Genomic DNA, 25,211 nt, shown 5'->3' with positions numbered 1-25,211 from the left:
CGCGAGACGCTACCCGCGCGTCCGCGCGGGCCCGGCCTCGCCAACCGCCCGTTCAGCAGATCAGCGAGGCGTCCGTATGTGGAGGCCACACCGCAGCCAAGGTCCCCTGCGGGGGAACTAGCCACTGCTGCTGTCTCCGTCCCTGTCCCCCTGGCCCCGGGTGCGCCGCCTCCGTCTGGCTGTCGTGAGACCAGCCGTGGTTAGGGCCACGAGCAGCGCGGACGGTAGCTGAGTAAGCAGGCCGCGGCCGATCTCAGCAGCGATCTCGTACAGCGACATGTAGGTCTCCGTGTTCATCGGCGAGTGATGACACGTTTGTAGGTCGGTGCCGCTCGCAGGTGGCGCGAAGTGATCGACGTCGGACGAGGTTGCGGCCACGTGTGGCAAAAGCCCTGATAGGAAGCCGCCGCGACTTCTACGATCTGCGGAAATTGCGGAGCACTGAGGGGGAGTTATGGCCGACCCGGATGGGGCGCGTACGCCGGAAGAGTTCACCCAGGCGCTGCGGCAGTTGGTCTCCGAGACCGGCAAGAGCCCCGAAGACATCGCCAAGAAGGCCGGCCTCTCGGGGAACACGGTGCGCGGCATCACGGCGGGGAAGAACTGGCCGCAGCAGCGCACCCTGGAACAGCTGGTCCGCGCCTGCGGCCAAGACACCAGGCCCTGGGTGAATGCGTGGTCGCCGCTCAACGACGCCCGGCCCCGCACGGAGCGGGGCAACGCCAAGAACGTGCAGGAGCAGATCGACGCGCTCGGAGCCGAAGTGGACCGGCTCCACGGCCAGGTGCGCTCCCTTCAGGAATCCCTGGAACAGGGAGAGATGGGAGAGCGGCGCCGTGAGCGCCGCATAGCGGACGCCTACTTCGACTTCCTGGCCACGATGCCGACCCCTGAATTCCGGCGGGCCGAGTTAGAGACGGCCGGAGAAGAGATGAGGGCGCCCTCGCCCCTGCTCAACTACTCGGAGCCCGCCTACGGGGTCACCGAGGTGAACTTCTTCCTCGATAAAGTGAAGGAACTTGCCACCGCGGAGGGCCTTCCTCAGCTGGCCCTCTATCTGGCCACCAGCCCGTTACTCCGAGCCTTCATCACCGTCCCCGCATACGAGATGAAGGACCACGACGCGGTCTACGACTACGTCAAGAGCGACGTGGACGCATACATCACCAAGCTCCGGGCTTGTGTTCACCAGTACCTGCGCGACTGCACGGACGACCAGTCGTCTACGCAGACTGGCGGCGGCGCAGTTCCTCGGACCAGTCCCGCAGCGGGCCTTCGAGAGTGAGGTTGTCCCCGCGGCTCACGGTCTGGAGCAGCTGTGCGCACACGGTCGCTTCGGCGGCGAGGCCGGCCGGGCTGCCCAGCAAGGGGAAGACGGCGCGGACGCGGGCGGCGGTGTCCGGCTTCAGCAGCGAGTAGGCGTAGAGCGTGGCGCTGTCGAACCCCTCCGGAGCCTGGCCCCATCCCTCCCAGTCCAGCAGGCGCAGCGGCGAAGTGAGGTTCGCCCAGTGCAGATCCGCATGGGCTGTGGTCCAGCTGGAGACGGCCGGGGCTGGGATGCCGACGAACTCGGGGATGGCCCGCTCCATGTACTGCTGCCGTACGGCGACGCGGTCGGTGTCGACGGCCGACACCTTCTCCATCGTCCCGGCGAGCTCCTTCCACCAGGAGTCCGGCAGCTGGAGGTCGTGCTGGAGGATCGGGTCGCCGGACAGGACCGGCTCGTCGACGCGCACCGACAGTTCCGCCCGGTAGGCGGTGCCGTCGTCGACGGCGTCATGGACGGCCAGGAGGGCGGGCCGGTGACCGTCGAGATCGCCGAAGGCGTGCTGGGCATCGAGGGCGCCGTCCCACAGCTTCCCCGCGGCCTTGTCCTCCGGCGCGGACACCAGCCGGAGCCATACCGGCGCGCCTGTAGCGGTGCGGGCCGGGGCACCCAGGGTGCGCCCGGCCCAACCCCAGAACTCCGCGCCCGGCTCCACCTGGACGTCCAGGGCCCTCGCCGTGTGCGCGTGGTGGGCGCGCATGCGCTGTTCGGTGTCCGGGTCAGGGGGAGGCGAGTACACCAGTGATCTCCCGCAACTTGGCGGCGGTCAGGGAGGGTTGAGCGACGGCCTCGGCCGCCTCCTTCCAGTGTGGCGCACCGGAGGCGGCCAGAAGGACGTCCGTCACCCCTGGGCATGACGCGACGGCGAGGACGCACGCCTGTGCGGGCGTCACGCCCGGCCGGATGAGGTCGGCGAGCTCCTGGTCGACCATGCCGGGGAGCTCCCCGCCGTGCAGCGGGGCCGACGCCATCACCCGCAGTTCCGCGTCGGCGGCGGCCGGGAGCGGCCCCTGTCCGTGAAGGGCCTGCACGATCGGCGTCATCATCACCAGGTTGACCGGCAGCTGGATGGCGACCAGGTGATGCTGTTGTCCGCCGGCGGCTTCGGCGGCCAGGGCGAGCAGCTCCCCCACCGTGAACGCCTCCTCTTCCAGGCCCGCCCACGTGGCGACGCCGTACCCGGTCACGTGCCCGGCCGCCACGGCTTCCTCGAGGACAGCGAAGGCGTCCCGGATCGCCCGGTGCAGTGCGGGGCGGTCGCCGGGGTGAGCGCGCTCGGGGTTGTGCAGCAGGACCAGGTCCAGCCGGTCGCGCCCGAGCTGCTCGCGGTTGCGGCCGGTCTGCCAGCGCACGTAGTCGGGGGCGAGGCTGTGCCCGGCCGGGGCCTGGTCCTCGGTGAGGGCCCCGGCGTTCACGGCTTCGGCACCGGTGGCCGCCGTGAAGTAGCCGGCCTTCGTGGAGACCCGCAGCACTGGGTGGGCGGCCAGGGCCGGGGCGAGCAGAGTCTGCGCGCGGCCGGTGGCGTAGTTGGGGGCGGTGTCGATCCACTGCGCGCCGGAGGCGACCGCACGGGCAGCCGCCTCCGGGATCGCCCGGCACCGGTAGGTGCCCAGAGCGAGCTGTGCCATCACAGAAGGCTCCCCACCGTCGCGGCCTGCCCGGCCACGAGCTCCTGGACCAGCCCGGCGACGTCCTCCACATCCAGGCCGGCCGCGTCGGCGAGCGTCGCCAGGTCCACGGTGCCGCCCTCTACCAGCGGGCGCAGCACCGCCTCAGCGGCCGGGGCGAACTCGAACGTGCTCCCGGCGGCGGACAGCGTCACCACGTCCTCGCCGACGTCCAGCACGACGCGGGCCGTGGTTAGCCGCACCCGCAGGCCAGGGTCGGCCGGGGTGCCGTCGATGTACGGCAGGCTCGGCGCCATCCGGCCGACGGCCTGGCCGTCCATCGCGACCTGGTAGCGGGCGAGCAGTGTCGGGTCGTCCAGCAGTTCGGCGAGCCGCTTACGCATCCCGTCCACGGCGTCGGCCTGGACGTCCGGCGCGGCGAGCAGCGGCAGGTCGCGCCGCCAGTCCTCGTGCGTGAGCAGCTGCTCGCACACCCACGCCATCAGGTCCGTCGCCGTGTGGGTCTGCAGGCCGCAGGTGACGTGCAGGGAGCGCACGCCCTGGTCGGCGGAGACCGCGTGCCACACGCCACGCGGCACGTACAGCACATCGCCGGGGTGCAGGACCAGGTCGGCAACCGGCTCGGTGGGTGCCTCGCCGGGGTCCTCGATGTCGCGGTACAGCGGGTAGGGGCGGGTGGTGCCGTAGATCCGCCACCGTTTGGCGCCGTCCATCTGGACGATGACGGTGTCGTGGTCGTCCCAGTGGACGCCGAAGCCCTCGGTGCTGGTCCACGACGCGTACAGGTTCGCCTGCACGCGGGTGCGCAGACGGCGCTCGATCGCTTCGGCGAGCCGGGCGATCGGCGGGTGGAGTTCGTCGACGCTGTCCAGGGCGAGCGAGGCGCCCTCCTTCAGGCGGGCGTGCAGTTCGGCGGGGTGGAGGCGGTGCCAGACGGTGTGGCGGCGGGTGGCCACCGGGGCGGTGTATCCGCCGGCCAGCAGCGTCTCGCCGTTGCGGGAGAGCCGCATGCGCGGCGGCTCAAGGCGGTGGGCGGCCAGGATGTGGTTGAGGTCGTCCCAGGTCATCAGTCCGGCGACATCGAGCGCGCCGGGTACGTGGCGGTATTCGCGGTGCAGTGCCTGGGCGAGGAAGTCCTCGCCCAGGCATGCCGCGATGGACACATCCGTCATCGCGTCAGGGCTCCCGGTCCGTCAGTCGTTGCCGTCGCTCTTGCCGGTGCCGCCGCCGTCCGAGGGGATGGCGTTGCGGCCCCGGGCGGCGACGATCAGCCGACGGGAGCGGACCAGGCCGCCGGTCGACGGCCCGGACGTGGCGGGCGGGGGCTGGACGGGACTCTGCATGGGTCCTCCTCCTGATCGGTCGGCCGGGCCCTGGACAGCCGCGGCCGCGACACTCGCCAGTACAGCCACGACAACGGCTGGCGCTAACCCCTCCATGGGGGCCCCAGGGTGGGTATGGTCGTTGGGCTGACGCAGCGTCATTCCACGAGCGTTCAGGGGGACTTGTGGACGACTTACCGCCGTCACCCGCCCAGGTTCCGCGCCGTCTGCTGGCCGACCCCGTCTTCGTTAGGGCCTTGCAGGACAGGGACTTCTCCGTGGTCTTCGCGATGGCTCACGGCGTGGGCATCTCCTTCAACCGGATCGCCGAAGCGTGCGCCCTCAAGTCCGAGCGCGTCAGCCAGATCGCCCGCGGCACGGCCTCGGTCACCGCACTGGCCACCGTCGAGCGAATCGCCGCCGGTCTGCGCATTCCCGGTGCCCTACTGGGCCTCGCTGCGCAACCCTGGGAAGACACCGCCGCTCTCAGCACGGAGTCCCACCATGGAGATGATCCGATGAAGCGCCGCAACCTGCTTCGTGGCGCGCTCGCCGCCGGCCTCACCGCCCCGGCGCTCGCCGCCCTCACCGCCGCCCGGACCGACGTCGACCAGACCCTCTCCCCCGACACTCCCCAGGACCTCGCCGACCTCGAGGCCGCAGCCGAGAGCTACGGGTACGGCTACCACGGACAGCAGCCCACCCGTGTCCTGGCCGACCTGGTCGCCGACTTCACGACCCTGCGCCCGCTGCTCACCGTCCCGCAGCCCGCCCCGGTCCGGGCCAGGCTGTGCCGGACGGCCGGGCAGATGGCCGGGATGACCGCGATCGTCTTACACGACCTGGGCAGCCGCCGCGAGTCCCGCGCCTGGTTCGCCACCGCCGCCCGGGCCGCCGCCGAATCCGGCGACGACCAGCTGCACGCCTGGGTCCGCGCCCGCGAGGCGATGGTGCCGCTCAACTACGGTGCCCCGAAGGCGGCGGCCGGCCTCGCTGAACAGGCCCGCCACTTTGCCGGGGCCCGGCCGACCGCCGCGGCGACCCTCGCGGCCGCCGTCGCCGCCCGCGCCTACGCCCTCAACCACCAGCCCGAGCAGGCCCGCGCCGCGCTGGCCGCAGCCGACGCCCTCATGGACCGGCTCCCCGAGGGCGATCGGTCGGACACGTGGCTGACCTACAGCGAACAGAAACATCACGTGCACCTCAGCCACGCCTACACCACCCTCGGAGACACGGCCCGCGCCCATGAGAGCCAGCAGCGCGCACTGGAGCTCTCCGCCCCGACCAGCAGCATGACGCGCACCCTGCTGAACATCGACGCCGCCGCCTGCGCCCACCACGACGGCGACACCGAGCAGGCCTGCCACCGCACCATCACCGCCCTGACCGCGCTCCCGGACGGCTACCGCACCGGGCTGGTCCGCCGCCGCGCGCTGGACCTGTACGAGGCGATCCCCGCCCAGCACCACCGCGAGGACGCCGTACGGGAGCTCCGGGACGTCCTCGCTGCTTGATCCACCGGTCAGGGGGCGCCCTGGATGGTGACGGGGACCTCCAGCGGGACGGTCCATTCGCTGCCCTTGGACCTGGCGGTGATGCTCAGGCGTACCGGCGTGTTCGCGTAGTCGCTGCGCCAGTCGTCCATGGTGGTCGCTGACCACGACGGTGGAGAGGTGGGAGTCAGTCCGAACTGGGTCCACTCGCCGACCGCCAGTTGTTGCGGTGCGACCGTGCGGCCGGTGTCGTCGCGGCCGTCCGCGCTGAACTTCCATGCGCCCCAGATGTGCGCGCGAACCTCTTCGGGGGTCGGGGTGCCGGCGAGTTGGGGTGCGCTGCCCCGGTGGGGGTTGTCGTTGCGGATGGACACGGTGATCTCGACAGCGTCGTGGGACAGCAGCCCGGGTGGGCCTTCGAGGTGAACCCGCAGCATTGCGGTGGAGCGGGCCTCGTTGGCCACGATCGTGCAGCGGAAGACCGGGGTGAGATCGGCGTGCAGGCGCTGCTCTTCGATCCGGGACAGGGTCGCTGCGGCCACGTAGGAGTTGCGCGCCGCCTTCCAGGACCCAACGGCAGCAATGGCGGCGACGATCGCAACAGCCAGAGCGAGGGCCGCGATCGTGTCGGTGGTGGTCATGAGGCAGGACGCTATCTGTGCCCTCGCCTGTCTGGAGGGGTCCAGGGCAGATCCGGTCCCCCGCTTACCGTGGGGCCGTGACCATGCCTTCCGACGACGCTGCCGGACCCGAGCTGGTGCCGGTTCCCGTGCGGGTCGTGCTGCCCGCCGATCCTCTGCTCGGGACCGACCCGCAGGAAGTCGTTGCGCGGCTGTGGAAGCGGCAGCAGACGGAAACGGGCTGGGTCTATCTCGTAGGGCTTCCGTCGTTCCGGGATCGCGAGGACGGCGGTGTGGAGGCGGCGGAGTACCGGGTGTGGGTGCGCGCTCCGGAGCATGTGCGGCCGGTCGAGGGCGTCGACTACGACCAGGTCGTCACCGAACGGCTTCAGCCGTCACCGCAGTCGGCGGTCCGCGAGGTCCTCGGGGAGCGCCGGCCTTCGGGATGGGTGCTGCAGAAGGTGAGCGTCGGGCGCGGTCCCGCCCAGGGTGTTCTGCACGCGCGGGACTGCGAGGAGGCGCCGAAGGATGCGCCGCTGCTCGACTGGAAGCGCGACCTGGACGTCGCGGAGAACCCGGCGACGCGGCTGTGCACGCTGTGCGGGTGCGCCCAGGAGCTCACGCCTCTCCTGCGCGGCTTCGACCACATCACCGACTCCGCCACCGATGACTCCTGACCCTGGCCGCCCGCTGGGTCGGCGGCCCGGCGCGGCGGCGACGCCGACGCGCAACATGGGCGAGCGCGCCCCGATCCCCGGCCGCGCCCGCGCCGCTCATCCCGCCCCTCCCTCATCCTCAACACCAGCCAGGGCGTGGGCGAAGGGGGCCGCAACGGGGATGTCAGCGGCCCGACCACGTCGCCCACCCGTGGTGACCTGGGGGGACTCCAGGACGCTGAGACGGCCTGCGCAACATCCACCGCAACACCCAGCGCAACACTTCTGTGCAACACCCAGCGCACCGCCCACCGCAACCCGCGTCCGTCACGTTCCCTGCTCCCGACGGCCGCCGCTGTGTCGGCGGCCGGGCGCGGCGGCCCCGCCCGGCGCGCAACACCGGTGAGCGCGCCCCGATCCCCGGCCGCGGCCGCGCCGCCCATCCCGCCCCTGTCCCTCACCCTCAACTCCAGCCAGGGACATGGGCGAAAGCTGCCGCAACGGGGATGTCAGCGGCCCGACCACGCCCGCACGGCGGGGATGACCTGCACACACGCGGCGGCGTCGGCGAGGCTCGCGCAAGAGAAGTCGCAAGAGATGCCGCAGGAGAAGGCGCAAGGGTTGGCGCAAGAGATGTTGCCGCCCGACCGGACGCGGATCGAACAGCAGTTTCATCCGGGCGGATATTCTGCGGGCGAGGTGACTGGCAAAGGCGTCACCGGAACAGGAACACCATGACCACTCCCCCGCCGCCGATCGCGGAACCCGACCCGTCCGCGCTGACCTGCCCCGGTGACCGGGTCGGCCTGTGCGCCGGATGCCAGCGCAGGACCCACAGGTACGGCAGCGGCGGTTCGCCGCTGTGCCAGTGGTGCATGGCGCCGGTGATGGAGCGGTGGGGCCCGGGCGTGCGCTACGTCAGCACGCGCGTCTAGCCGCGGTTCGCTTACGTACCCGGTCGGGTGAAGACGCCCCGGCTGGAGAACTTCTGTAGACGTCGGGACGTCGTGCAGTGCGTGAGGCAGATCAATGATGCGCATGTTGCGGTGCCGGGCCTGGCCGTGGTGGAGGTCGCGGCCGCCGATGACGCGACCGCCTTCGCCGTCCAGGAGCTACTCGCCGCGCGGTGCGCCATCTCGCCGGCGGACCGTACGACCCGGGAGCCTGACGAGCCCGGCGTGCGGCTGCGGTTCTTCCTGGACCTTCACCAGGACGCCGACGCGTAGGTTCGCGGCGGGTGCCGACCTCGTGCCAGGCACGACGACCGGGGAGGCAGGCCAGCGCGCTGACCTGCCATGGTCGGGCTCATGGTCGGGGTGTCCTGCTCCGTGGTCGGGCCTGCGACGCGCTTACTCGGTGGTGTGGTCGGGGTTGGGGAGCTCCGGCGGGAAGTGCCGTTCCAGGATCTCCGCCCAGCGGTGAAGGACGACGAAGCCGGTGGTGTCCGCCTGCGCCTGGACCAGCTCGCTCAGGGCGTCGACGAACGGCTGGGCGGCCGTGCCCGGCGGCAGGGCGGCGGCGGCCTGCTTCAGCCTCGCGTGGGCGGCGGGGAAGACGCCCTTGGCCCACTGATCCTGCTCCTCGATGCGGCGGGAGCCCTCTTTCCAGTTGATCTGCATGATGACGTACTGCGGGCAGTCGGGCGTGTGCCACATCTGCTCCGGCATCCCGACCGCAACGCGTGCGTTCTTCGGGCCGGGGCCCGCCTTGCAGTCCGGGCACAGTTCGCCTTCCGTCTCGGCGAAACCCTTCATCGAGATGCTCCCCTCGCCTGAGAGCCCGAGCCTGCCATGGGTGATCAGCGGCTGGCCAGGGCTTCGCCGTGCGGCGTCCAGGTTGGTGACCTGGCGGTATGGCCATGGGTCGGGGCGGTCGTCCAAGGTGGGGCGATGAGCGAGCTCCGACCCGGTGACATCACTGACGAGATGCGCAAGGCCATGGACACGGCCCTGCGGCAGAGATTCCAGAACGAACTGCGTGCCCTGGCGGCCAACATCCGCGCCGATGCCGAAGGACGGTACGCCGGCGCGGAGCCCGGATGGCAGGCCGGAGTCGAGTGGACGCTGCTGTGGATCGAGAACACCGCCAGCCAGCTGACCGAAGGCCGGTCGTAGGTAAGCCGGTAGGGGCGAGCAGCGCTCTGGCCTGCCGTGGTCGGGCTCGTGGTCGGGGCGAGGCTCAGGGCGTGTCGCCGGAGTAGTAGAAGCGGCAGCTCACACCCGGGCCGGGTGTGCGGGGTTCGCCGGGGCGCGGGTCGTACAGGGCGCGGCCCCCGGGGAACCGCCCGAGCTCGGTGGTCAGGGCAACCCCGTCGTCGACTTCCACGGTCCGCCATCCGTGGATGTCCAGCAGCAGGCCGTCCAGCGGTCCGCCGACCAGTTCGGCGTAGGTCCGGTGCGGGAGCGGGCCGGGGTTGGGATCGTCGTGGTCGTGGCCGTAGACGCGGCCGTTCAGCAGCTGCTCGTCTCCGTTCATCCGTCCAGCCTCGCAGCCGCCACCGACAGCACCCCGGCGCGGCGGCGGGCCCGGCCCGTGCCTTGGTTCACCCAGGCCGGACCGGACCCGCTGCACTCACCGTGCCTTCGGCAACGCGTCCAGCGAGCAGCGTTCCTCCCCCTCGCCGCGGCCGACCAAGCGCCACACCGGTTCATCGGGGCCGTGCTTGGTCAGCTGCCCCAGCGTCGTGGTCGCCACGATGATCCGGTAGTTCACGCCGTGGACGTGCTGGGCGCGCTGATGGAAGGCCGCTTCCCGAGTGGCCGGGGCCGCGCGGCGCGGGGCCGCGGCGAAGACAAACAGCACCGGCGGGAAGGACCGATCCAGGGACGGCCCGGCGTAGGTCTCCTGCCAGTGGCTGCGCGGGGCCCGGGCAGCGTTGCCGCGTCCGGACGGCGGCGCGTTGCGGTAGGCGTCGTAGCGCTCCAGCTTGGCGACCAGGCGGGCGTAGGACATCGTGCGGTCGATCTCCACGAACGCGCTGGAGCCGTCTGCCAGGAGCACCACGGCGTCGGGCACCAGGTTCCCGGCTGGAGTGGGGTGGGCGACTTCCACTTGCCAGTCGGCGCAGTCGGCCACCTCCGCCTGGTGGAAGGCGACGACGGTGTCGACCAGTGCGAGGCCGTGTTCCCGAAGACCCGTCTTGCTGGCGGCGATGCGCTTCCCGGTGTTCCGGCCGGCCCTCGGTGCGAGTTCACCGGAGGCGGCGGCTTCGGCGAGGCCTGCCGGGGTGCAGTACCAGTAGCTCTGCTGGGCGCGGTAGGTCCGGCCGACCAGGGCGTCAGCGCGCAGGTTGCGCAGCGCGCGGCGGACGTAGTCGGTGCCCTGCTGGTCCGGCAGCAGCAGGGCCTTGAGCTGGCGGGGCGTGGCCAGGCGGAGCTGGGCAAGACACAGCAGCACGTCGCCGCGGATCTCGGCTCCCGCCTTCGCGGCAGCCTTCTGCGGCCGGGACGCTTCTCCAGGCACAACATCAGTGCTGGGAGAAGAGGAGTTGCAATCGGCCGGAGCCGGTCGACAAGGGGTCTGATCAGCGACAACCGCCAGGTGGCGGCCGGAAGCTACGGGGCTGGGCGCGGGGCTTGCTGTGTGGCTCGCCGCGGGGCCGGCTGTCGCATCGGTGCCCGCCGAGGTCGGCGGCGTCGGCTGGGTCGGCGGAACGGGGGCAGTGGTCATCGCGTCCTCGGATCTCCCCGGCCGTACAGGGCCGGATCGGTGACAGGTCCGGCCCGCACGCACAAGGACGTGCGAGCCGGGGCCCACCGTGAGGAAGCACCCCTTGTCCGCGGTCTGCTCGCTCAGGCGCGCGGTGTCCGTTATGACCCTTGACCACCCCTTGTCCGGACGGTTCGTCCGTGACCGACGTCACGAGCAGTGCCCCGCCCCGGCTCCGGAATCTGTCCACAGGCCAGGGGCTGCACCGTAGGGGTTAGCCGGGTGCAGCAGGCGCCCGGCGTGCGAACAGTGAGGAAGCGTCATGGAGATGACGGCGTCGAAGGTGCCCCAGCTTGCCCCGGAGCAGATCGCGCGGGCCGCCGACTATGTGGAGCTGGTCTGGCGGTACCAGGACAGCGAGCAGGACAAGGCAGCGCTCGCGGAGTTCCACGCCGACGGCCCGGAGTTGGCCGTGCTGGTCGGCGAGTTCGGCTCGCTGCTGCTGGCCGACTACATCAGCGTCGTGCCCGATGAGCACACCGACTGCGAGTCCGGGTATGTCCTCGGAAAGCTGGTGGCCGTGGCGAGCCGGTACCTCAAGCGCTGGTGCTTGGCCGGTGGCGGGGCGCAAGCCGCCTGGATCGCAGCAGGGTTCCTGATTGAGTGCATGCAGGAGGTCGACCAGGTCCACCAGTTCCTGGCCGACGTCCGCGGCAACGTCGGCAGCGGGTACGGACTGGCCACGGCCTGAGGGACCGGTGAGGCGCGCGGTCGATGTCGCCGGCCGCGCGCCTCGGTGCGCATCGGGTGCGCGCGGCGCGATGAGTTGTGCGCGATGCAGCGCGCCCCTGCCGGATGGTGCGCATCGCGGTGCGGTTCGCTCCCGGCCTGGTGCGCACGATGCGGTGCACTCCCGCGCGGCGGTGCGCACGTGGTGCGGGGTGCGCACCGCACCGCGCACCGGTTCACCCAGAGTGAAGGGCTCAAGAGCGGGTGCGGGAGGGAGAGTTCTCCCCTCGATACACCGAATCGCGCACGCATAAGGGGACGATGCGGGCGGTAGCGAACGCTGTCTAGGAAGAACGTCGCCGATTGCGACGCCGACAAGGGTTGATTTTCAGCTCGACAAGGGGTGCGCATCCGGTGCCGCGCATCTGGACAAGGGGTGCGCGGCGACCGCGCCAACCCCGCGCACCGTCACCCTGAGTGTGCGCATCGGGGTGACGGTGCGCATTGCCGCGCGCCTCGCCCTGCGCACCGATACGCAGGGCGGGGATTCGCCGAATCGTCGGTGCGCGCACCGGTGCGCAGGATTCGGCGAATCGTCGCGCCTTGATGCGCACGATTCAGCGCATCGCCGGGTGGTGCGCACCGCACTGCCCCGGTTCATCCGCGGCGGCGCCGACGGAGGCGCGCGGTGCGCCACGGGTTCGGCCGGCCACCGGGGAACTGCCGTGAGCGGCGCCGGATCGGCGGCTGCTTCGGCGACGGGTACAGAGCCGTGCGCAGCCGGGACGCGTCCGCGAGCTGCTGGAGGTACTCCAGGCGCTCCGGCGACAGGTACGGCGGGATCGGGGCAACCATCGGGGCCTCCGCGCTCAAAGGGGACCGGTCCCCCGCACCCTCCCTGCTCCCGGGTGGCCCCGGGGCCGGGCGGCCAGTCGCCTCCCGGCTCCTGGCACGGTGACTTCGTCGTCCGTCCCGCCGGACGGTCCCCGGCCGTCACGGCTGGAGGCCCTGGCCGGGACCGGGCTGCGGGTGCTGCTGCTCGTGCTCCTGGCGGCGCGAGTCGACCGGGTCGGCGGCCGGGGCCGGGAGCTCCCGGTCCTCGAGGGCGCGGCGGCGGGCGTCGGCTGCGCGGGTGATGGCGGCGAGCCGCTCCAGGTTGGCCGGTGTGCGCATCCATGTCTCAGGGTCGGTCGTGCGGCCCTCCAGGTACTCCTGCGGCATCGCGGCCTGCTGGTGGGCCTGGACGGCATCGGCCCGCTGCGCCGGAGTGAGCGCGGCGTCCCGACCGGGGTGGTCGACGCCGTGCGGCGCCTCGGTGTGGTGGTCGGCGGCCGGCGCGGTGCGGGCGGCGCGGATCGCGTTCCGCACGGCGAGGCTGGCGACCTTGGCCCGCTCGTAGCGGGTGGCGGCCCGCGGCGGCTTGCCGTCAGCCCCGGCGATCCACCAGCGGCCGGGCCAGGCGAAGTCGGCGGTGTAGCTCAGCTGGTCGGGGGCCGGGGTCCGGCGGCCGGGCTGGGGAACGGTGAGCTGACGAGAGTGGTGGGACAGGGCGCGGTCGGCGATGTAGTCGTCCAGACCGCGCGTGAACTCCTGGCCGCGCAGGGTCTCCAGCAAGTGCCGGCGGGCTTCGGCCAGGACGTGACGGCGGGCGAAGGTGCCGCGCACGGTGAAGACGACCGCGGCGACGTCGACGGCGGCGAGCGCAGTGTCCACCACCGGGTCCACCCGGGCCCGGATCGCCGCACCCACTGCGCGGCAGCGCTGAAGGAGCCCGTCGACCATCTGCTTGCCGAACTTCAGGAGCGCGGACGCCCGCCACCATGCGAGCAGTTGCTCCAGCGGGCGCGGGGTCTTCTTCTCGGGGCGGGTCTCCTGCGCCGCCCACCAGGCCAGGCCCTCGCGGGCGCGCTCGCCGGGCAGCCGCCCGTGCTTCTGCGCGTACTTGTAGGTGAGGCCCTCCAGGACGTCCTCGATCCGCTGACGGCGGGTCGACGACCAGTCGATGAGCTCGGAGTCGACACCGGCTATCTCCATCACCGGGCGCAGGCCCGGCGTCACCTCCCGGGGCACCGTCGCCAACCCCAGTTCCTCACACACCTCGGTCGTCATCGCAAGGGTGTAGAGCGTCCCGGCGGCCACCACATGCTGGTAGAGGCGGACCGTGTCCAGAGCGCCCCACACCGGCTCGCCGTCGTCGTCCAGGCGCTGCACGCGGTTGAGGATCAGGCAGTGATCGTGCAGGAGCGGGAAGCCGTCCCGGTTGTCGAAGTGCCGGAAGGCCGCGACGACCAAGGCCGGCGTCTTCGCGCGCCCGCGTCCCGAGGACCACCGGGTCTCCGCGACCTCATCCTCGAGCCAGCGCAGCGCCTTGGCGATGGCCCGCTCGTGTGCCCGCTCGATGATCCGGCGCGTCTTGGCGTCTCCCAGCGCCCACAGCACGATCAGGGACGCCTGGGGCCGGAAGGTGAAGTCCATGCCGAGCAGCGGCGTCTGCTTGCGGGCCTCGATCTCCTCGATCGGCTGCCCCAGCACCGTCAGCCGGCGGGCCGTGGCCGCGTCGACGCCGTCGTCCAGGAGGCCGCGCTCGATGCGGTCGGCGTCCGGGTTCCGGCCCTCGCCGAACAGCAGCTCCAGCTGACGCTCGGACACCTCCGCGCCCTCGGTCAGTCCCAGCGCACGCAGACCACGCCCCAGCCACCGTCCCGGTGGGAGCCCGGCCAGCTCCTGGGCGTCCTTCAACGACTGTCCGACCAGGCGGCGGCCGTCCCCGAACGCGACTCCGCGTATGTAGTACCGCCACGCGTTACGCCTCTGGATCTTCGCGACACTCAGCACCGCCACAGCAAATACCGGCTCTGACCAGCAAGAAAGCGTGATCCCGCCCGGCGGGAGACTTCACTGGAACTTCACCGCCAATCCCGTGCGGCGGGCACTTTCGGCGGGATGATGTCCGCTCTGCGGACACCGCCGGGCCATGTAAATGCTGCGCATCGGCGGTCGACCGAGTTGACCTCACGGGATGTTCGGTCGGCTCCTGTGGCGGGGGCACCTCACAGTTGATGCTGGGATACGACTATCGGGGGCCGCTCCGAGAGGCAGGGACCATGCCTTGCGAATGCTGTCGATCAGAGGACGGGCGCTGTAGGGCGATATCCCGAGTTCCTGTCGTGCATCGGCCAGCCGTTCAGGATCGCCGTCCTGGCCGTGCCCGGCTGCCAGTTGCGTACGGCGCTCGAGTCCGTCGGTGCTGAAGATGTCGAGCAGGGTGAGTGAGAAGTAGGCGTACGTGGATGCTTCGTCGATGAGCTGGCGTGCGCTGCTGCTGATCTCCGGATCGTCTGGTGGTCGATGTGACGAGTCGCCGGCGGTCGCAGGAAGGGGGCGGACGCCGTAGGCGTGGAAGGCGAAGTGATCAAGCGTGCGGAGTACATCCGCTTCTACGCACGGACAGGGGTCACGCAGGTAGCTGCTGAGCGTGCGGAAGGAAGCGAGGATGCCGTTGGTGTCGTGCGACCACTGCAGTTTGCTCAGCAGGGTGCGGAAGCCAGCAAAGGTCTCCGCGAGTTCTTCCAGGATGAGTTGCCGCGAGATGTCGGTGAGCTCGTAGGACTGGGTCTTGTCCTGTGTCTCGCGGAGCTGCAAGCCGTAGCGGAGCAGGTCGCGCAGGATGCCGCCTGACAGCGCGTGGGCGAGCAGGATGTGGGGTTCCTTCAGTGTCTGTGAGCGCTTGGCGAGGATGGCGCGTGAGTCGCTGAGGGTGCTGGGCTGGACATGGATGATGTCGTCCAGGGAGCTGTCGGTGGCGTCCCGGTGCGGAAGTCCTCTGCGGACGAAGGCGGCTCCCACGTCCTCAGCAACCGAGATCAGGTAGTGGACCAGAGGAACGCCCAAGATGGCTTTGATCTCCCGAAGGAACGCGAGCGCATCGGTGTCCGCGCCCAAGCGGTCCACTTCGTCGATGGCGATCACGACGGTCTTGCCCGCTTCAGTCCTCTCGATGGCGATGCACCTGAGCAGTTCGCGAAATTCTTCAACCAGTTCCGGGTAGTTCGGGGGGACGGTGGACACAGACGCGGAGTGGTTGGTGCCCAGGCTCAGGATCTGGGCAGTGCTCCCGGTGGTCAGGCCGTGGGTGGCCTGCTGGATCGTCTGAAGACGGTAGAGGTGGCTCTGGCATCGCGTGACCAACTCGGGTTCTTCAGACTGCGGCTGCCAGTCCCCCAGCTTCGACACCAGGACTCCGGCGATGATGCCTGCCAGTCGCAGCGGGTTTTCCGGGTCCTCCAGAAGGGACCGTATCTGCGGGTTCGTGATGAGGAAGAACAGCAGGTAGATTCCCGCGGCGGCGCTGATCGGGCGGAAGATCCTCTCCAGGAAGATGTGCCACCTTCCAAGTGGAAACTCGACTCCCATGTCGCGAACGAAGCGCAAGAACCACCACACGAGCAGCAGCCCTCCTGCGTAGCCGACAGCGCGGTAGAGGGCCTCGGGCTGGGTGGCGTGGAGTTTCAGGGCCTGCTGGCGGATCTGTTCGTCGAGCAGCAGAGTGGCTGCGGATACCCAGGCCAGGAGCAGACCGATAGGTCTGATGCCGCGCATCCACAGGCGTCCCAGCATGCGGGGCAGCCAGGCTACGTGCCGTGACTTCCACCAGGCGATCCCGCCGATCGTGACGGCCAAGCTCGCGACGACGGCGTGGCCCTGCCAGATGGCCGTGACGTCGTCGTGTATCGCGCTGGTGTACGCGTGTGCGGCGTCCGATGCGGTCGTGGCGTACTGCTTGTAGAAGGACCGCACCGAGGCGGAAAGCCCCAGCACCACCAGGGCGGTGGCGGGCACCGCGAAGGAGCTCCACCGGCTCAGCCGTTTGACCTGGATCCTTATTCGCCGCAGGGCTCGGCGCGCGGGCGACAGGCGCGCGAAGCCGGTGGGCTCATAGCCGCGGGCCCGCATGTACTTTTCGCACAGCTGGACCGACAGCGACAGCAGGAAGTCGTGGGGAGCGTAGGTGGCCGGCGCTTGGACGATCACGCCGAAGCCAGCCTTCTTGACGCACTGCTCCAGCAGCGTCGATTTGCCCGCACCGCGTGGGCCGCAGACGGCGATGGTGCCGTCCTCAAGGTGTGTGAGCTTACGCTCGAGTTGACGCCGGGCCGCGTTCTCGATGATGAAGCCGGGCGCTCGGGGCGCGCGCAGGCCCCATTCGTAGTCGTCGGGGATGAAGAGGGAGTCGGGGTCGTCGCCCAGCATGTGGCGGACCAGATCAGCCACCACGGGACCAGTACCTGTCTCTTGCAGCTCTTCACCCCAGCGTGCGGCGCACGCTCCTACCTCTATGCGCTGAACGAGCCACGCGCCCTTGAGCCCTGCGGCTATCAGGCACTGCCTCAGGTTGGACCACAGTCGGGACCCGCGCCAGATGAACAGCGTGACCATGATGACTGCCGCGACCACAACCGCTATGAGCAGGGCGAGTAGGCCACTGAATATCAACAGGGCCAAAGCGCCGGCAGCGACCAGCGAGCAGACCACTCGCCAGTTCCAAGGCGTCGCTCGAGCCGCTCGCTCGTGTTTGTCCCGGGCCTCGGCCAGGTCCTCTATCGCTCTGTCGAGCAGGGATGATGGGCAGCGGAGGATGGTGTAGCGGTGGTACCGCATCGTCATCATGCGCTCTACGACGGCGTCGCGGTCCACGCCAGCACGTTTGCCTAGAAGCCGCTTCGTCTCGGGCGCGTCAACTGCGGCCAGCACGCACCGTTGGTAGATCGCCGGCTTGTCGACACCGTCGACGAAATCGAAGGCCCTCGCCGCCCATAACTCCAGCCAGGCCTGCAGCCGCAGCATCCGTCCACCTTCCCCCGAGTGCAGAACCTGCGGATGCTACTCCCGAGGCCAGCACGGTAACGGGCGTTCCCCCGGAGGTGGCGCAGTTTATGCACACCGAGCAAGGCGATGACGTGCACACCCGGAACGACTCCTTGAGTAGCATGGCGCGCTTGACTTTAAGGTCCGCGTACTCGCTGAGTCGTGCGGCCGCGCCTGACAGCCTCATCAGACGCCAGGCGTAGACCATCTTTGCAGCTCAGCATGCCTGCCCGCTCACCGTATTCCGGTGAGCGGGCAGGCGTGGCCAGCAGCCATTCAGTGTGTGCGGACTGACGCCCCGTAGTTGTCGCTCCGACGCCGTACGGTGACAGGTTCGGCGGGGGCCGGCCAGGCTTGGATGAGGTACCACTCGGTGACCTCGTCCGGGGCCAGGTCGACGGCGGTGTCGCGGCCACGGGCGTGCACGCGCAGTCGGTAGTCACCGGGGCCGTTGAACGCCAGGACGGGGAGTTCTTCGTCGAGGTCGTCCATAATGCCGCGGACTCGGAGGTCGCCGGATACGGAGTGTGCGGAGACCTCCACGATGTCCTGCCAGCCTCCTGCATCGGGTTCGGGCGGGGTGTCGTGGAGGGTGACGGTGACGTCGACGTCGCCGGTGTGGATACCGGTCATGACGGTGACGATGCCGTCGGTGACGCGCACCAGTCCGTTGTGGCTGCGGTCGATGTCGGGGCCGGTCGGGCCGTCCTCGTCGCTGATGTCGAACTGGTGGTACTGCACGGGGACGAGTTGCCGGCCCCGTGCCGTGTGGTCGCGCATGTCGCAGTCCTCCCCCGGCGGTGGTCTTCTACTTGATCCACACCAGGAACTTGTCCTTTTCGATGATGCGGTTATACAGGTAGAAACGTCCCAGGGCCTTGCCGCCTTCCTCGTTCTGGCGACCATCGATCATGCGTCGGCTGAACTTGCCGCCCCCGGTCTTGGCGCCCTGCCAGGTGGATGCGAAGGGGTACTCGTCGCACTGCTTGCCCTTCGGCCGCTTCAGACTGGCGGGGCACGCCTTGCTCCGGTTTTCCTTGATCTTCTTCTTGTCCGTCAGCCGGGACAGGTAGCTCTTGGTGCCGTGCTTGCCGGGCAGCTTCTTGGTGTTCTGCGCGTACGCGATGTGCTTGGCGAGTTCCGGGTACTCACCGTTCTTCGCGTAGGCCATCTCTGGGATGTGAGGCATCACGCAGCCGGGCTTCGACGTGCCGGGCAGGGCGTTGTCGCACCGCACGGCAGGAGTCGGCAGCTTCATCTGAGTACTGGGGCCGGCCCAGGCGGGGTTCGTGAACGTCCATGCCGCCGTCGCCTGTCCGTCGCCCTTCTGTCCCTTGGGGGATGTCTTGATGGTGGTGTCGAGGAAGAACTGGCCGACCGGCTCCTTGCTCTTGCTCATCGCCTGAGATGGGAAGGTGCTCTTGGTCACCTTGCACTTGCCCGCGCAGGTGCCGCTCCCGACGGCGCTGCTGCCCTTGGCCACTCCGGAGCTGTTCACTTCCAGCAGTTCAACCTGGTAGGCCCAGGTTTTGACGTCCCGGGCGCTGTAGGCGTAGGCGCGGGTGAGGTAGTGCATCTTCCCGACCACCGCACCGGTGCGCGGGTTCGTCACCGTCAGATCGGCCGGAAAGATCCCGCATGCCTTGAACCGGTTGACGTACCACTTGCCGTTCGCACCGTGGTCATCACACCACTTCGGCACAGGCCAGGCGTCGACTGCCGCACGCAGGTCGGCCGCTGGTGCACTGGTGCCCCACTGGACACACGCCACCGGGCTGTCACTGTCGGCTGCCTGCGCGGCCGCCAATTGAGTCCGGCACGCCGCCTGCGCAGCCGCAGAGCCTGCCTGCGGGTCTGGTGACGAGAACTCCTCCGTCACCGGTTCGTCTTCTCCCAGTGCCGGCGTAGCCAGTTCGGATGCTTCCCCCTCGAGCGCTTCAGGCAGCGGCAGGGAAAGCTCGTCATCCAGCGCTTGTGACGACTCGTCCAGGTTTTCCGGCAGCAGCACGGAATCCCGCTCGAGCGGTACGGCATCCCCTGTGGTCTGCACTGCCGTCGTGTCCGATCCGCGCACCGGCGCCGCAGCTGCCTGAGCCACGCTCAGGCAGCTTCCCAGCAGCCCCAGCGACACGGCTCCCGCGGTCATCAGTCGTTTCAATCTCAAGTTGTGTCCCCTGTTTTGAACGAACAGCGCAGACGACCGCCTGGTCAGTGACGTGTCCGCGCCGGGTCGACGAGATTCAAGCACAGGGAACCCACAACGCGGTTTGAGATTCCGCCCGCTGGTCCGAGTCATCGTGCCATTTCAGACACCGGAGCATGAGCCGTTGATAACGGCCCCAGGGGGCGCTATCAGGCGTTCCTAGGGTGGAGTGGAGAAGAAGGTGCAGCGCATCCCGGATCAATGTGGCCGGTGGGGCCGCTGCCTGGAACGTCGCGGTCGTCTCCGGAACCATAGTCCTGAAACCCGGCATGCCGGTCCCCCGCCGGGCGGACACTGTGGACGTCCAAGCCAGCGGCGGTCACCGGTCCGGTCGCGTCGTACCTGTGTTGCCCCTCGACGCGCAGGTCCACGCACGGCCGGTCGACGACGACCAGGTCGTGACCGAGAAGCTGGAGCGCTCGCCGCGGTCAGCGGTCCGCGCGGTGGACTTCACTCAGTGGAGCTGCCGGGCATCGTCACCACAGCCAGGCGCCTCAGTGCCGCACCTGGGATAGGGCGCGGGCTTGAAGGCGCGCGTCCGCGTTACCCATCCGGTTCTGAAGGGAGCGAGGCTGGCGAGGGGGCCCGCCCCATCAGCATGCGGCCGGCGCCCGCAAAGCCCGGCCGCGGGTCCCAAAAAGTGACAACACCCCGCAACCGCCCCGACGAGGGACTCGGACGGACCCGAGGCGGCCTGATCTGCAAGATCCACCTCGTCGGCGAAGGCGGCTACCGCCCACTGCCCTTTCTGCTCACGCCGGGCCAGGGGGCGACGTCGCAACTGATCGAGGTCCTGGACCGGGTCCCCCGGCCGCTGAGCGGACGCCCTCGGCCCCGGCCCGACCACGTCAGCAGCGACAAGGCATACAGTTCACGCCGCGACCGCCGCTACCTGTAAAGACGCCACATCCGGCACGTGCCTGCACCGTCGATGATGCCTCTGAGGTGCACAGGTCATTAGGCCAACGATTGACACCTCATCACGGCCGCCCCCACACGGCTCGCACTCCTGCCGAACCCTCTGACCAGCAAAGCCCCACCGTCCCTACGACAGTCCCTTCCCCACCCGGAGCAGTGGAACCCGGCGTCCACCTGAGACGACGCTCGGGCCACAGCCTGTCCCTCCGCAGCCCTCAGCGCGCAAACGGTCCACCGACTCCGGCGGCGGACCGTCACGCAAGATCGAGGTTAGGGGGTCTTGGTGGCCTGGCTGTCCCTGTGCTGGATGAGAAGGTCAAGCATTCTGTTGAACTCGTCCGGCGGCATTTTGTTGATGAGGTAGTAGGCAGCGGACTCACCGTCCCCGTAGGGGAACCTCTTCAGTGCTGGCCTGGTCTGTTCGGCCTGGTCTGGCACGTCACTGCGCTTTGCGAGTTCATCTCCGGCGGTGTCGGGGGATGCAGCGGCCGTACGTGAGCCAGTACGCGGCTCCGGGACACCGTCGGCATGCGGCTCGTGTGCCAAAGCTCCCCTGGCGATTACGGCGTAATCAGTCTCAGCCTCCATGTCCTCTGTGGTTGGTGTGGGGTGCGCGGGCTGTCTCGTGGGCTTCGCTTGCCCCGAGGCTTCCTTGTTGGCCCGTTCTGTCTTGAGTTCGTTGAGCGCTGCTTCCTGCTCTCGGTGGGGCTTGTTGCCGACAGCCCGGAGAAGGTCGATTGGTTCCTCGCCGATGCGTGCCTGGAGTTCGGGTGTCAGGTTGAGCAAGGCGAGGCGTTGTGAGATCCAGCCTTGCGAGCGGTGGAGTCTCTTCGCGAGGGCTCGCTGGCTGCCGTGGATGGCGAGGAGGCGTTGCAGTGCCCGGGCCTCGTCGAGTTCTTCTAGGTCTTGCCTGTGGATGTTGGCTACGAGGGCTGATTCGAGGAGTTCCTCTGACGTGGATCCCTGGTCGTCGCTGACCATCACTTTGAGGCTGGTCAGACCGGCTTCGCGGGCGGCTGCCAGTCGGCTGCTTCCGTCGATGACGACGTAGGTGGTGTCGGGCTCCAGGTCGGTCTGCCGTTCGGGGTTGGCCTTGATGTAGGCGTCGCGGTTCATGACCGTGATCGCTTGCTTTTGCCCGTGAGTTTGGAGACTTCCTGCAAGGTCGGTGAGGTTGCCGAGACTGGATCGAGGGTTGTCGGGGTTGAGGCTGATTCGGTTGACGGGAAGTTCGGTTGGGGATACGACGCCTTCGGTCGGGACTCCGGTCGCGGCAGCTACGGCCTGTCGACGTGCGCTCACTGAGCGGACTCCACCGCCGAAGCGGCCAGCACCCAGCTGATCTGCCTTAGTCACAGGACCTCCCTTGCCAGCGCGCGCATGGCCACTGCCTGCTGTGATTTGGGTGCGTATGACAGGAGTGGTTGCTTCACTCGGACAGCTTCCTTTTGTTCCTTGAGGTCACCGATTAGACCGACGACGCGGGGGTCCTTTATGTCGACCCACCCCTGAAGGGAGGAGGTGGCGATGTAGCCGCGGCGGGAGTCGTAGAGGTTGACGACGATGCCGAGATAGTCGATGTCGACTTGGAGGTCATTGCGCAGGTCGTCGATCTGCGTGGTGAGGAGTTCGTATGCGTCTGCTGAGCTGTCTTCGGCCTGGACGACGATCAAGGCGCCGGATTGTCCGGGCCCTTCTCCGTCGCGGCGGCGCCCGTAGTAGGCCGCAGCGTCCATGCTGAGGCCGAGGCTGGGCGGGCAGTCGACGATGATTACGTCGTAATCAGCCTCCAGTGGTGCAAGCGCCCGCTCGAGCGCTGCCTCTCTGGCACGTACGGCGGAGAGACGTACGTCGAGCAGGAAGGCGTCGTTACAGGCAGGCAGGAGATGGAGTCTTCCGTCGAACGTGCTGTCATCGATGGAGACGATGAGTTCGCGGATGTCTCCCTTGGCGTCGCCTGCCATGTGGTTGGTGAGGCTGTCGCCGTTCATCGGCAGGGGGGTAGCGCCGAGTTGGTTGGTGAGATGGCACTGGGGGTCGAAGTCGACGAGTAGTACCTGCAGGCCTGGACCGGGAAGGTTCTCGATGTCGAGTGGGTCGGCCGATGGTGCGGCTCCTGTCGTCTGCGTCTCGCTTGCCCGCAGGGCTTTGGTGAGTGCCTTAGCGACGCGAACTGGGTGTAGGTCGTTGGGGTCTTCGGCCAAGGCCTCGCCCAGGCCAGCCGTGATAGCGGTCTTCCCTACGCCGCCCTTCTGGTTGCAGACGACGATGCGGCGGGTGATCTCTGGGCGGGCGACGTCGGGGGCAGGGTTGGTGTCGATCCACAACTGGACGGATTGGGCGAGTCCCTGAATGAGGGAAACCCGTCGTTCAGCCGCGACCTGTCGAAAGTCGTCCCACTGTCCGGAGGGCAGGAAGGTGGAGAACGAGTCGGCGCCGGCGGTGTCGATGGTTGTGGGCATGGAAGCGAGGCTGCTCCAGTCCCTGATGCCCTCTTCGACCGCCGTCTGGATCTCGATGCCGTGTTGCGCGGCTCTGATCTTGAGGTTTTGCCGGAGCCATCCCGGCAGTTTGGAGACGACCTTCTCGCGGTCGCTGGCGGTGGCTGGCGAAGTCATGCGGGACACCATACTAACGCCCTAGATCATCTACAGCTCTGACACGTTAGTTAGGTCCGGCCGACGGGTGGGTAGGCCGCCGCGGGGTTGATTACGGCGTAATCAACCCCGCGGCGGAGTCCAGGAGCGCCACGGCGTCGGCCTCGTACGGGTCGGCGAACAGCTGGTGGTCGCTGACGTCGAACGGTCCGAACCTTGCGGAGACGCGGTGTCCGGGCACGAGGGTGGTCTCGTGTCCGTCCAGCGCGGCGGTGATCCGGTCGTGGTCCTGCTGGGCGTGCCGGGTCTGGGTGTACGGGCCGACGCGCAGCAGGGTGTAGCCGTCGCGGCTGTCGTTGCGTTTGCGGGCCTCGATGTAGAGGGCGTAGTGCGCGGGTTCCATGCCGACGTCGTCGGGCAGGGGCAGGCCGGCGGCGGCGTGGGTGAGCATCGCGTAGCCGGGCTGCCAGAAGCCGAGGATCGCGCTCGTCTCGCAGCGCAGCCAGCCGCGCTCGGTGTAGCCCAGCTGGCGGCCGTGGAGGTAGGCGCTGGCGTGCGGGGTGTCGGGGTGGCCCAGGGCGACGGCGATCATCTCGGGGCCGTGGTCGTCGCCAGGTCGGGTGTGCGCGCGTTCCACGAACGGGCCGACGCGCACGGCGATGTCCCGGGCGCTGCCGGGCGTCCAGGGCTCGGGGTTGCGCAGGGCGGTGAGCATCGCGCGGAACTGGTCGACGACGGCCTGGTCCTCGGGTGTGAGGGCGCCTGGGGCGTGGCCGCAGCGGCGGAAGCGACGGATCATCGGGCGGTCTCCTGCTCGGTGTTGGCGGTGCGGGGGCCGGCGGGCGTCTTGAGGACGCGCGGCAGATGGACGTGCAGGTGCTCGACTACGACCTCGCGGCCGCGGTCGCGGAGTTCTCGGGCAAGGAGTTCGGTAAGACCGCTGGCCCTGTGCCTGCCGCCTGCGCAACCGATGGCGATGCGGCTGGGGCCGGCGGGCAGGTCGGCGTAGTCGGCGAGGTTGGCGAGTAGCTCGCGGGCGCCGGGGGTTGCGAGGACGACGTCCTGGACGCGGGGGTTGAGGCCGTCGAGGTCGAGGATGTCGCGGGCGGCGGCGGGGTCACGGAGCCGGTCGCGGACGTCTTCGATCCGGTCGGCGGCGGGCGGGACGGGGGAGCCGTCCGGGCCGGTGGGCAAGTGCAGGTAGCCGAACGAGGTCAGACGGATCGGGCGCAAGGGTGAGCCTCCTGCTCGGTGGTGAGGGGCGGGAACACACGGAGCGCCGCGCCCGGCCGGGAAGGGCGGGTGCGGCGCTCCGGGGTGGTGCTACTGGGTGGTGGTGTCGGTGACCACGAGGAACTGGTCGGTGCGCAGGTCCATCACGACCTGGGCGTTGGTGCCCTGGGCGCGTTGGGCGGCTGCGTACTCTTCGGCCGGCCAGGAGCCGCGGGGAGCTCCGGCGGGGAACCTCTCCAGGATGGTCCGGGTGGCGTGCGCGGTGGTGGCCATCAGGCGTCGCCGCCGTTCACGCGCTCGTGGATGTCGATGAGGGTGGCGATGGCGTCGGGGTTGTCCGCCAGGCCGACCCACTGCCCGTGCGCGGTGAAGACGGGCACGGCGTCCGTGTCTCCGTCGAAGATCACGACGTAGTCGCCGTACCTGTCGAGCACCGTCTCCCGTAGGACGGGGACCAGTGCGGTGTCCAGAACCTCCAGGGCGTCGACGGTGAGCCGGGCGTGCTCGCCGGGTGCCGGTGGCTGGACCAGGGTGCCGGTCGCGCGCAGCAGGTCGCCGGGCTGTATGCCGTTCAGCAGCTCGTGGGTGATTCGGGGGTCACCGCTGGTGCAGGTGATGACCGTGTCGGGGGCGTCGTCGTCGAGCGCGTCGATGTCGGCGGGCCGGACGACCAGGTCGAAGGTGACGGTGTCGCGCGGTCCGGGGACGGGAATCGCGTCGACCCAGCCGTCGACGGCGCAGTGCTTGGTGTCCATCAGTTGGCCTCCGCCAGGGTCTTGGTGGGGCGAGGGGAGCGGGGCCGGGTGGTGCGCTGGGCGATGTCCAGCAGCTCGCGGTTGCGCCGCTGCTGGGCTTCGGTGAGCGGGCGGGCCTTCGTGCCATGGCGGTGCCAGAGCGGGGAGGCGGGCGGCTCGGGGTAGGCGAGGGCGTGGTCGACGCTGCGGTCGGTGCTGCTCATGGAGGTCCTCCAGG

The 25,211-nt window shown here is 69.5% G+C and carries 28 protein-coding genes and 1 pseudogene; 9 read left to right on the top strand and 20 right to left on the bottom strand.

The features are described from left to right. The first annotated feature begins 454 nt into the window (after window positions 1-454). Window positions 455-1,285 carry a helix-turn-helix domain-containing protein gene (locus tag ACIRPP_RS29980; protein ID WP_403649260.1) on the top strand — a complete coding sequence of 277 codons (831 nt, stop codon included), beginning with the start codon at window positions 455-457 and terminating at the stop codon, window positions 1,283-1,285. Here ACIRPP_RS29980 and ACIRPP_RS29975 read toward each other — a convergent pair. The 4 genes from ACIRPP_RS29975 to ACIRPP_RS29960 are packed head-to-tail and all read right to left on the bottom strand — an operon-like array spanning window position 1,224 to window position 4,298. Next, window positions 1,224-2,027, bottom strand: a complete 804-nt coding sequence (locus ACIRPP_RS29975) for a hypothetical protein (RefSeq protein ID WP_403649257.1) — start codon at window positions 2,025-2,027, stop codon at window positions 1,224-1,226. The two genes, ACIRPP_RS29980 and ACIRPP_RS29975, sit on opposite strands and share 62 nt — an antisense overlap. Window positions 2,028-2,046: 19 nt before the next feature. Continuing rightward, window positions 2,047-2,955, bottom strand: coding sequence for an aldo/keto reductase (locus ACIRPP_RS29970; protein ID WP_403649254.1), 909 nt, complete (start codon window positions 2,953-2,955; stop codon window positions 2,047-2,049). Next, window positions 2,955-4,127: a JmjC domain-containing protein gene (locus tag ACIRPP_RS29965; RefSeq protein ID WP_403649251.1), complete on the bottom strand. Its 1,173-nt coding sequence runs from the start codon at window positions 4,125-4,127 to the stop codon at window positions 2,955-2,957. The genes ACIRPP_RS29970 and ACIRPP_RS29965 overlap by 1 nt, the downstream gene beginning before the upstream one ends. A gap of 21 nt (window positions 4,128-4,148) precedes the next feature. Beyond that, window positions 4,149-4,298 (bottom strand): hypothetical protein, encoded by a 150-nt coding sequence (locus ACIRPP_RS29960; RefSeq protein WP_179382408.1) that lies wholly within the window; start codon window positions 4,296-4,298, stop codon window positions 4,149-4,151. A gap of 236 nt (window positions 4,299-4,534) precedes the next feature. Here ACIRPP_RS29960 and ACIRPP_RS29955 point away from each other — a divergent pair, with 236 nt between their 5' ends. Further along, window positions 4,535-5,791, top strand: coding sequence for a hypothetical protein (locus ACIRPP_RS29955; RefSeq protein ID WP_403649248.1), 1,257 nt, complete (start codon window positions 4,535-4,537; stop codon window positions 5,789-5,791). A gap of 8 nt (window positions 5,792-5,799) precedes the next feature. On the opposite strand, the gene ACIRPP_RS29950 is transcribed toward ACIRPP_RS29955, so the two are convergent. Further along, on the bottom strand, window positions 5,800-6,411 hold the full coding sequence (locus tag ACIRPP_RS29950) for a hypothetical protein (protein WP_403649245.1): 612 nt from the start codon (window positions 6,409-6,411) through the stop codon (window positions 5,800-5,802). Between the two features lie 83 nt (window positions 6,412-6,494). Between ACIRPP_RS29950 and ACIRPP_RS29945 the strand changes: the two genes are divergently transcribed. The 4 genes from ACIRPP_RS29945 (at window position 6,495) to ACIRPP_RS29930 (ending at window position 8,272) form a co-directional block, all read left to right on the top strand. Next, window positions 6,495-7,067 (top strand): DUF6233 domain-containing protein, encoded by a 573-nt coding sequence (locus ACIRPP_RS29945; protein WP_403649286.1) that lies wholly within the window; start codon window positions 6,495-6,497, stop codon window positions 7,065-7,067. A gap of 576 nt (window positions 7,068-7,643) precedes the next feature. Further along, complete coding sequence (locus ACIRPP_RS29940; RefSeq protein ID WP_403649243.1) at window positions 7,644-7,784, top strand: hypothetical protein; 141 nt, start codon at window positions 7,644-7,646, stop codon at window positions 7,782-7,784. Continuing rightward, window positions 7,781-7,981, top strand: coding sequence for a hypothetical protein (locus ACIRPP_RS29935; protein WP_403649240.1), 201 nt, complete (start codon window positions 7,781-7,783; stop codon window positions 7,979-7,981). Before ACIRPP_RS29940 ends, ACIRPP_RS29935 begins: the two co-directional genes overlap by 4 nt. An 81-nt stretch (window positions 7,982-8,062) precedes the next feature. After that, window positions 8,063-8,272 carry a DUF6207 family protein gene (locus ACIRPP_RS29930; RefSeq protein ID WP_403649237.1) on the top strand — a complete coding sequence of 70 codons (210 nt, stop codon included), beginning with the start codon at window positions 8,063-8,065 and terminating at the stop codon, window positions 8,270-8,272. Window positions 8,273-8,395: 123 nt separating this feature from the next. Here the strand turns inward: ACIRPP_RS29930 and ACIRPP_RS29925 are convergent, their stop codons facing one another. After that, the gene (locus ACIRPP_RS29925) at window positions 8,396-8,800 is read right to left on the bottom strand and encodes a hypothetical protein (RefSeq protein ID WP_403649234.1); all 405 of its coding nucleotides are present in this window, start codon (window positions 8,798-8,800) and stop codon (window positions 8,396-8,398) included. Between the two features lie 135 nt (window positions 8,801-8,935). On the opposite strand from ACIRPP_RS29925, the gene ACIRPP_RS29920 reads away from it, so the two are divergent. Beyond that, entirely contained in the window at window positions 8,936-9,160 is a 225-nt protein-coding gene (locus ACIRPP_RS29920) for a hypothetical protein (RefSeq protein WP_403649231.1), read from the top strand. A gap of 64 nt (window positions 9,161-9,224) precedes the next feature. Here ACIRPP_RS29920 and ACIRPP_RS29915 read toward each other — a convergent pair whose 3' ends face one another. Then, window positions 9,225-9,521, bottom strand: a complete 297-nt coding sequence (locus tag ACIRPP_RS29915; protein ID WP_403649228.1) for a hypothetical protein — start codon at window positions 9,519-9,521, stop codon at window positions 9,225-9,227. Between the two features lie 96 nt (window positions 9,522-9,617). Continuing rightward, window positions 9,618-10,508: a replication-relaxation family protein gene (locus tag ACIRPP_RS29910; RefSeq protein WP_403649225.1), complete on the bottom strand. Its 891-nt coding sequence runs from the start codon at window positions 10,506-10,508 to the stop codon at window positions 9,618-9,620. Between the two features lie 508 nt (window positions 10,509-11,016). Between ACIRPP_RS29910 and ACIRPP_RS29905 the strand changes: the two genes are divergently transcribed. After that, window positions 11,017-11,445, top strand: coding sequence for a hypothetical protein (locus tag ACIRPP_RS29905; protein ID WP_403649222.1), 429 nt, complete (start codon window positions 11,017-11,019; stop codon window positions 11,443-11,445). A 635-nt stretch (window positions 11,446-12,080) separates the two neighbouring features. On the opposite strand, the gene ACIRPP_RS29900 is transcribed toward ACIRPP_RS29905, so the two are convergent. The 5 genes from ACIRPP_RS29900 to ACIRPP_RS29880 all read right to left on the bottom strand — a co-directional run bounded on the left by ACIRPP_RS29900 (window position 12,081) and on the right by ACIRPP_RS29880 (window position 19,434). Then, complete coding sequence (locus ACIRPP_RS29900; RefSeq protein ID WP_403649219.1) at window positions 12,081-12,278, bottom strand: hypothetical protein; 198 nt, start codon at window positions 12,276-12,278, stop codon at window positions 12,081-12,083. A 138-nt stretch (window positions 12,279-12,416) separates the two neighbouring features. Next, window positions 12,417-14,258 carry a MobF family relaxase gene (gene mobF / locus ACIRPP_RS29895; RefSeq protein ID WP_403649216.1) on the bottom strand — a complete coding sequence of 614 codons (1,842 nt, stop codon included), beginning with the start codon at window positions 14,256-14,258 and terminating at the stop codon, window positions 12,417-12,419. A gap of 177 nt (window positions 14,259-14,435) precedes the next feature. Beyond that, on the bottom strand, window positions 14,436-17,267 hold the full coding sequence (locus ACIRPP_RS29890; protein ID WP_403649213.1) for a hypothetical protein: 2,832 nt from the start codon (window positions 17,265-17,267) through the stop codon (window positions 14,436-14,438). A gap of 297 nt (window positions 17,268-17,564) precedes the next feature. Beyond that, the gene (locus ACIRPP_RS29885; protein ID WP_403649210.1) at window positions 17,565-18,068 is read right to left on the bottom strand and encodes a hypothetical protein; all 504 of its coding nucleotides are present in this window, start codon (window positions 18,066-18,068) and stop codon (window positions 17,565-17,567) included. Window positions 18,069-18,096: 28 nt separating this feature from the next. Continuing rightward, window positions 18,097-19,434: a NucA/NucB deoxyribonuclease domain-containing protein gene (locus ACIRPP_RS29880; RefSeq protein WP_403649207.1), complete on the bottom strand. Its 1,338-nt coding sequence runs from the start codon at window positions 19,432-19,434 to the stop codon at window positions 18,097-18,099. 648 nt (window positions 19,435-20,082) lie between these two features. On the opposite strand from ACIRPP_RS29880, the pseudogene ACIRPP_RS29875 reads away from it, so the two are divergent. After that, window positions 20,083-20,386: pseudogene (locus ACIRPP_RS29875) on the top strand (IS5/IS1182 family transposase); the annotation flags it as partial. Between the two features lie 293 nt (window positions 20,387-20,679). Here ACIRPP_RS29875 and ACIRPP_RS29870 read toward each other — a convergent pair. From ACIRPP_RS29870 to ACIRPP_RS29840, 7 genes are all read right to left on the bottom strand, one after another. Continuing rightward, a complete protein-coding gene (locus ACIRPP_RS29870; protein WP_403649204.1) occupies window positions 20,680-21,711 on the bottom strand; it encodes a ParB/RepB/Spo0J family partition protein in 1,032 nt (343 codons plus the stop codon). A 50-nt stretch (window positions 21,712-21,761) separates the two neighbouring features. Beyond that, a complete protein-coding gene (locus ACIRPP_RS29865; protein ID WP_403649201.1) occupies window positions 21,762-23,027 on the bottom strand; it encodes a ParA family protein in 1,266 nt (421 codons plus the stop codon). A gap of 91 nt (window positions 23,028-23,118) precedes the next feature. After that, complete coding sequence (locus ACIRPP_RS29860) at window positions 23,119-23,805, bottom strand: hypothetical protein (RefSeq protein WP_403649198.1); 687 nt, start codon at window positions 23,803-23,805, stop codon at window positions 23,119-23,121. Then, window positions 23,802-24,239: a hypothetical protein gene (locus tag ACIRPP_RS29855; protein WP_403649195.1), complete on the bottom strand. Its 438-nt coding sequence runs from the start codon at window positions 24,237-24,239 to the stop codon at window positions 23,802-23,804. The genes ACIRPP_RS29860 and ACIRPP_RS29855 overlap by 4 nt, the downstream gene beginning before the upstream one ends. Before the next feature lie 90 nt (window positions 24,240-24,329). Continuing rightward, complete coding sequence (locus tag ACIRPP_RS29850; RefSeq protein ID WP_403649192.1) at window positions 24,330-24,512, bottom strand: hypothetical protein; 183 nt, start codon at window positions 24,510-24,512, stop codon at window positions 24,330-24,332. After that, window positions 24,512-24,994, bottom strand: a complete 483-nt coding sequence (locus ACIRPP_RS29845; RefSeq protein ID WP_403649189.1) for a hypothetical protein — start codon at window positions 24,992-24,994, stop codon at window positions 24,512-24,514. Before ACIRPP_RS29845 ends, ACIRPP_RS29850 begins: the two co-directional genes overlap by 1 nt. Further along, window positions 24,994-25,197, bottom strand: a complete 204-nt coding sequence (locus ACIRPP_RS29840; protein ID WP_403649187.1) for a hypothetical protein — start codon at window positions 25,195-25,197, stop codon at window positions 24,994-24,996. The genes ACIRPP_RS29845 and ACIRPP_RS29840 overlap by 1 nt, the downstream gene beginning before the upstream one ends. Window positions 25,198-25,211: the final 14 nt, after the last annotated feature.

Origin of the sequence: Streptomyces sp. NPDC101219 (genome assembly GCF_044767675.1) — a bacterium.
In the GTDB taxonomy this organism is placed as follows: Bacteria; Actinomycetota; Actinomycetes; order Streptomycetales; family Streptomycetaceae; genus Streptomyces.
This window is presented reverse-complemented; position numbering and strand designations above follow the sequence as displayed.

Coding starts and splice junctions, on each gene's coding strand:
- ACIRPP_RS29980 (WP_403649260.1), top strand. CDS start 455: ATGGCCGACCCGGATGGGGCGCGTACGCCGGAAGAGTTCACCCAGGCG.
- ACIRPP_RS29975 (WP_403649257.1), bottom strand. CDS start 2,027: ATGCGCGCCCACCACGCGCACACGGCGAGGGCCCTGGACGTCCAGGTG.
- ACIRPP_RS29970 (WP_403649254.1), bottom strand. CDS start 2,955: ATGGCACAGCTCGCTCTGGGCACCTACCGGTGCCGGGCGATCCCGGAG.
- ACIRPP_RS29965 (WP_403649251.1), bottom strand. CDS start 4,127: ATGACGGATGTGTCCATCGCGGCATGCCTGGGCGAGGACTTCCTCGCC.
- ACIRPP_RS29960 (WP_179382408.1), bottom strand. CDS start 4,298: ATGCAGAGTCCCGTCCAGCCCCCGCCCGCCACGTCCGGGCCGTCGACC.
- ACIRPP_RS29950 (WP_403649245.1), bottom strand. CDS start 6,411: ATGACCACCACCGACACGATCGCGGCCCTCGCTCTGGCTGTTGCGATC.
- ACIRPP_RS29945 (WP_403649286.1), top strand. CDS start 6,495: ATGCCTTCCGACGACGCTGCCGGACCCGAGCTGGTGCCGGTTCCCGTG.
- ACIRPP_RS29940 (WP_403649243.1), top strand. CDS start 7,644: ATGCCGCAGGAGAAGGCGCAAGGGTTGGCGCAAGAGATGTTGCCGCCC.
- ACIRPP_RS29935 (WP_403649240.1), top strand. CDS start 7,781: ATGACCACTCCCCCGCCGCCGATCGCGGAACCCGACCCGTCCGCGCTG.
- ACIRPP_RS29925 (WP_403649234.1), bottom strand. CDS start 8,800: ATGAAGGGTTTCGCCGAGACGGAAGGCGAACTGTGCCCGGACTGCAAG.
- ACIRPP_RS29920 (WP_403649231.1), top strand. CDS start 8,936: ATGAGCGAGCTCCGACCCGGTGACATCACTGACGAGATGCGCAAGGCC.
- ACIRPP_RS29915 (WP_403649228.1), bottom strand. CDS start 9,521: ATGAACGGAGACGAGCAGCTGCTGAACGGCCGCGTCTACGGCCACGAC.
- ACIRPP_RS29905 (WP_403649222.1), top strand. CDS start 11,017: ATGGAGATGACGGCGTCGAAGGTGCCCCAGCTTGCCCCGGAGCAGATC.
- ACIRPP_RS29900 (WP_403649219.1), bottom strand. CDS start 12,278: ATGGTTGCCCCGATCCCGCCGTACCTGTCGCCGGAGCGCCTGGAGTAC.
- ACIRPP_RS29890 (WP_403649213.1), bottom strand. CDS start 17,267: ATGCTGCGGCTGCAGGCCTGGCTGGAGTTATGGGCGGCGAGGGCCTTC.
- ACIRPP_RS29885 (WP_403649210.1), bottom strand. CDS start 18,068: ATGCGCGACCACACGGCACGGGGCCGGCAACTCGTCCCCGTGCAGTAC.
- ACIRPP_RS29880 (WP_403649207.1), bottom strand. CDS start 19,434: ATGACCGCGGGAGCCGTGTCGCTGGGGCTGCTGGGAAGCTGCCTGAGC.
- ACIRPP_RS29865 (WP_403649201.1), bottom strand. CDS start 23,027: ATGACTTCGCCAGCCACCGCCAGCGACCGCGAGAAGGTCGTCTCCAAA.
- ACIRPP_RS29860 (WP_403649198.1), bottom strand. CDS start 23,805: ATGATCCGTCGCTTCCGCCGCTGCGGCCACGCCCCAGGCGCCCTCACA.
- ACIRPP_RS29850 (WP_403649192.1), bottom strand. CDS start 24,512: ATGGCCACCACCGCGCACGCCACCCGGACCATCCTGGAGAGGTTCCCC.
- ACIRPP_RS29845 (WP_403649189.1), bottom strand. CDS start 24,994: ATGGACACCAAGCACTGCGCCGTCGACGGCTGGGTCGACGCGATTCCC.
- ACIRPP_RS29840 (WP_403649187.1), bottom strand. CDS start 25,197: ATGAGCAGCACCGACCGCAGCGTCGACCACGCCCTCGCCTACCCCGAG.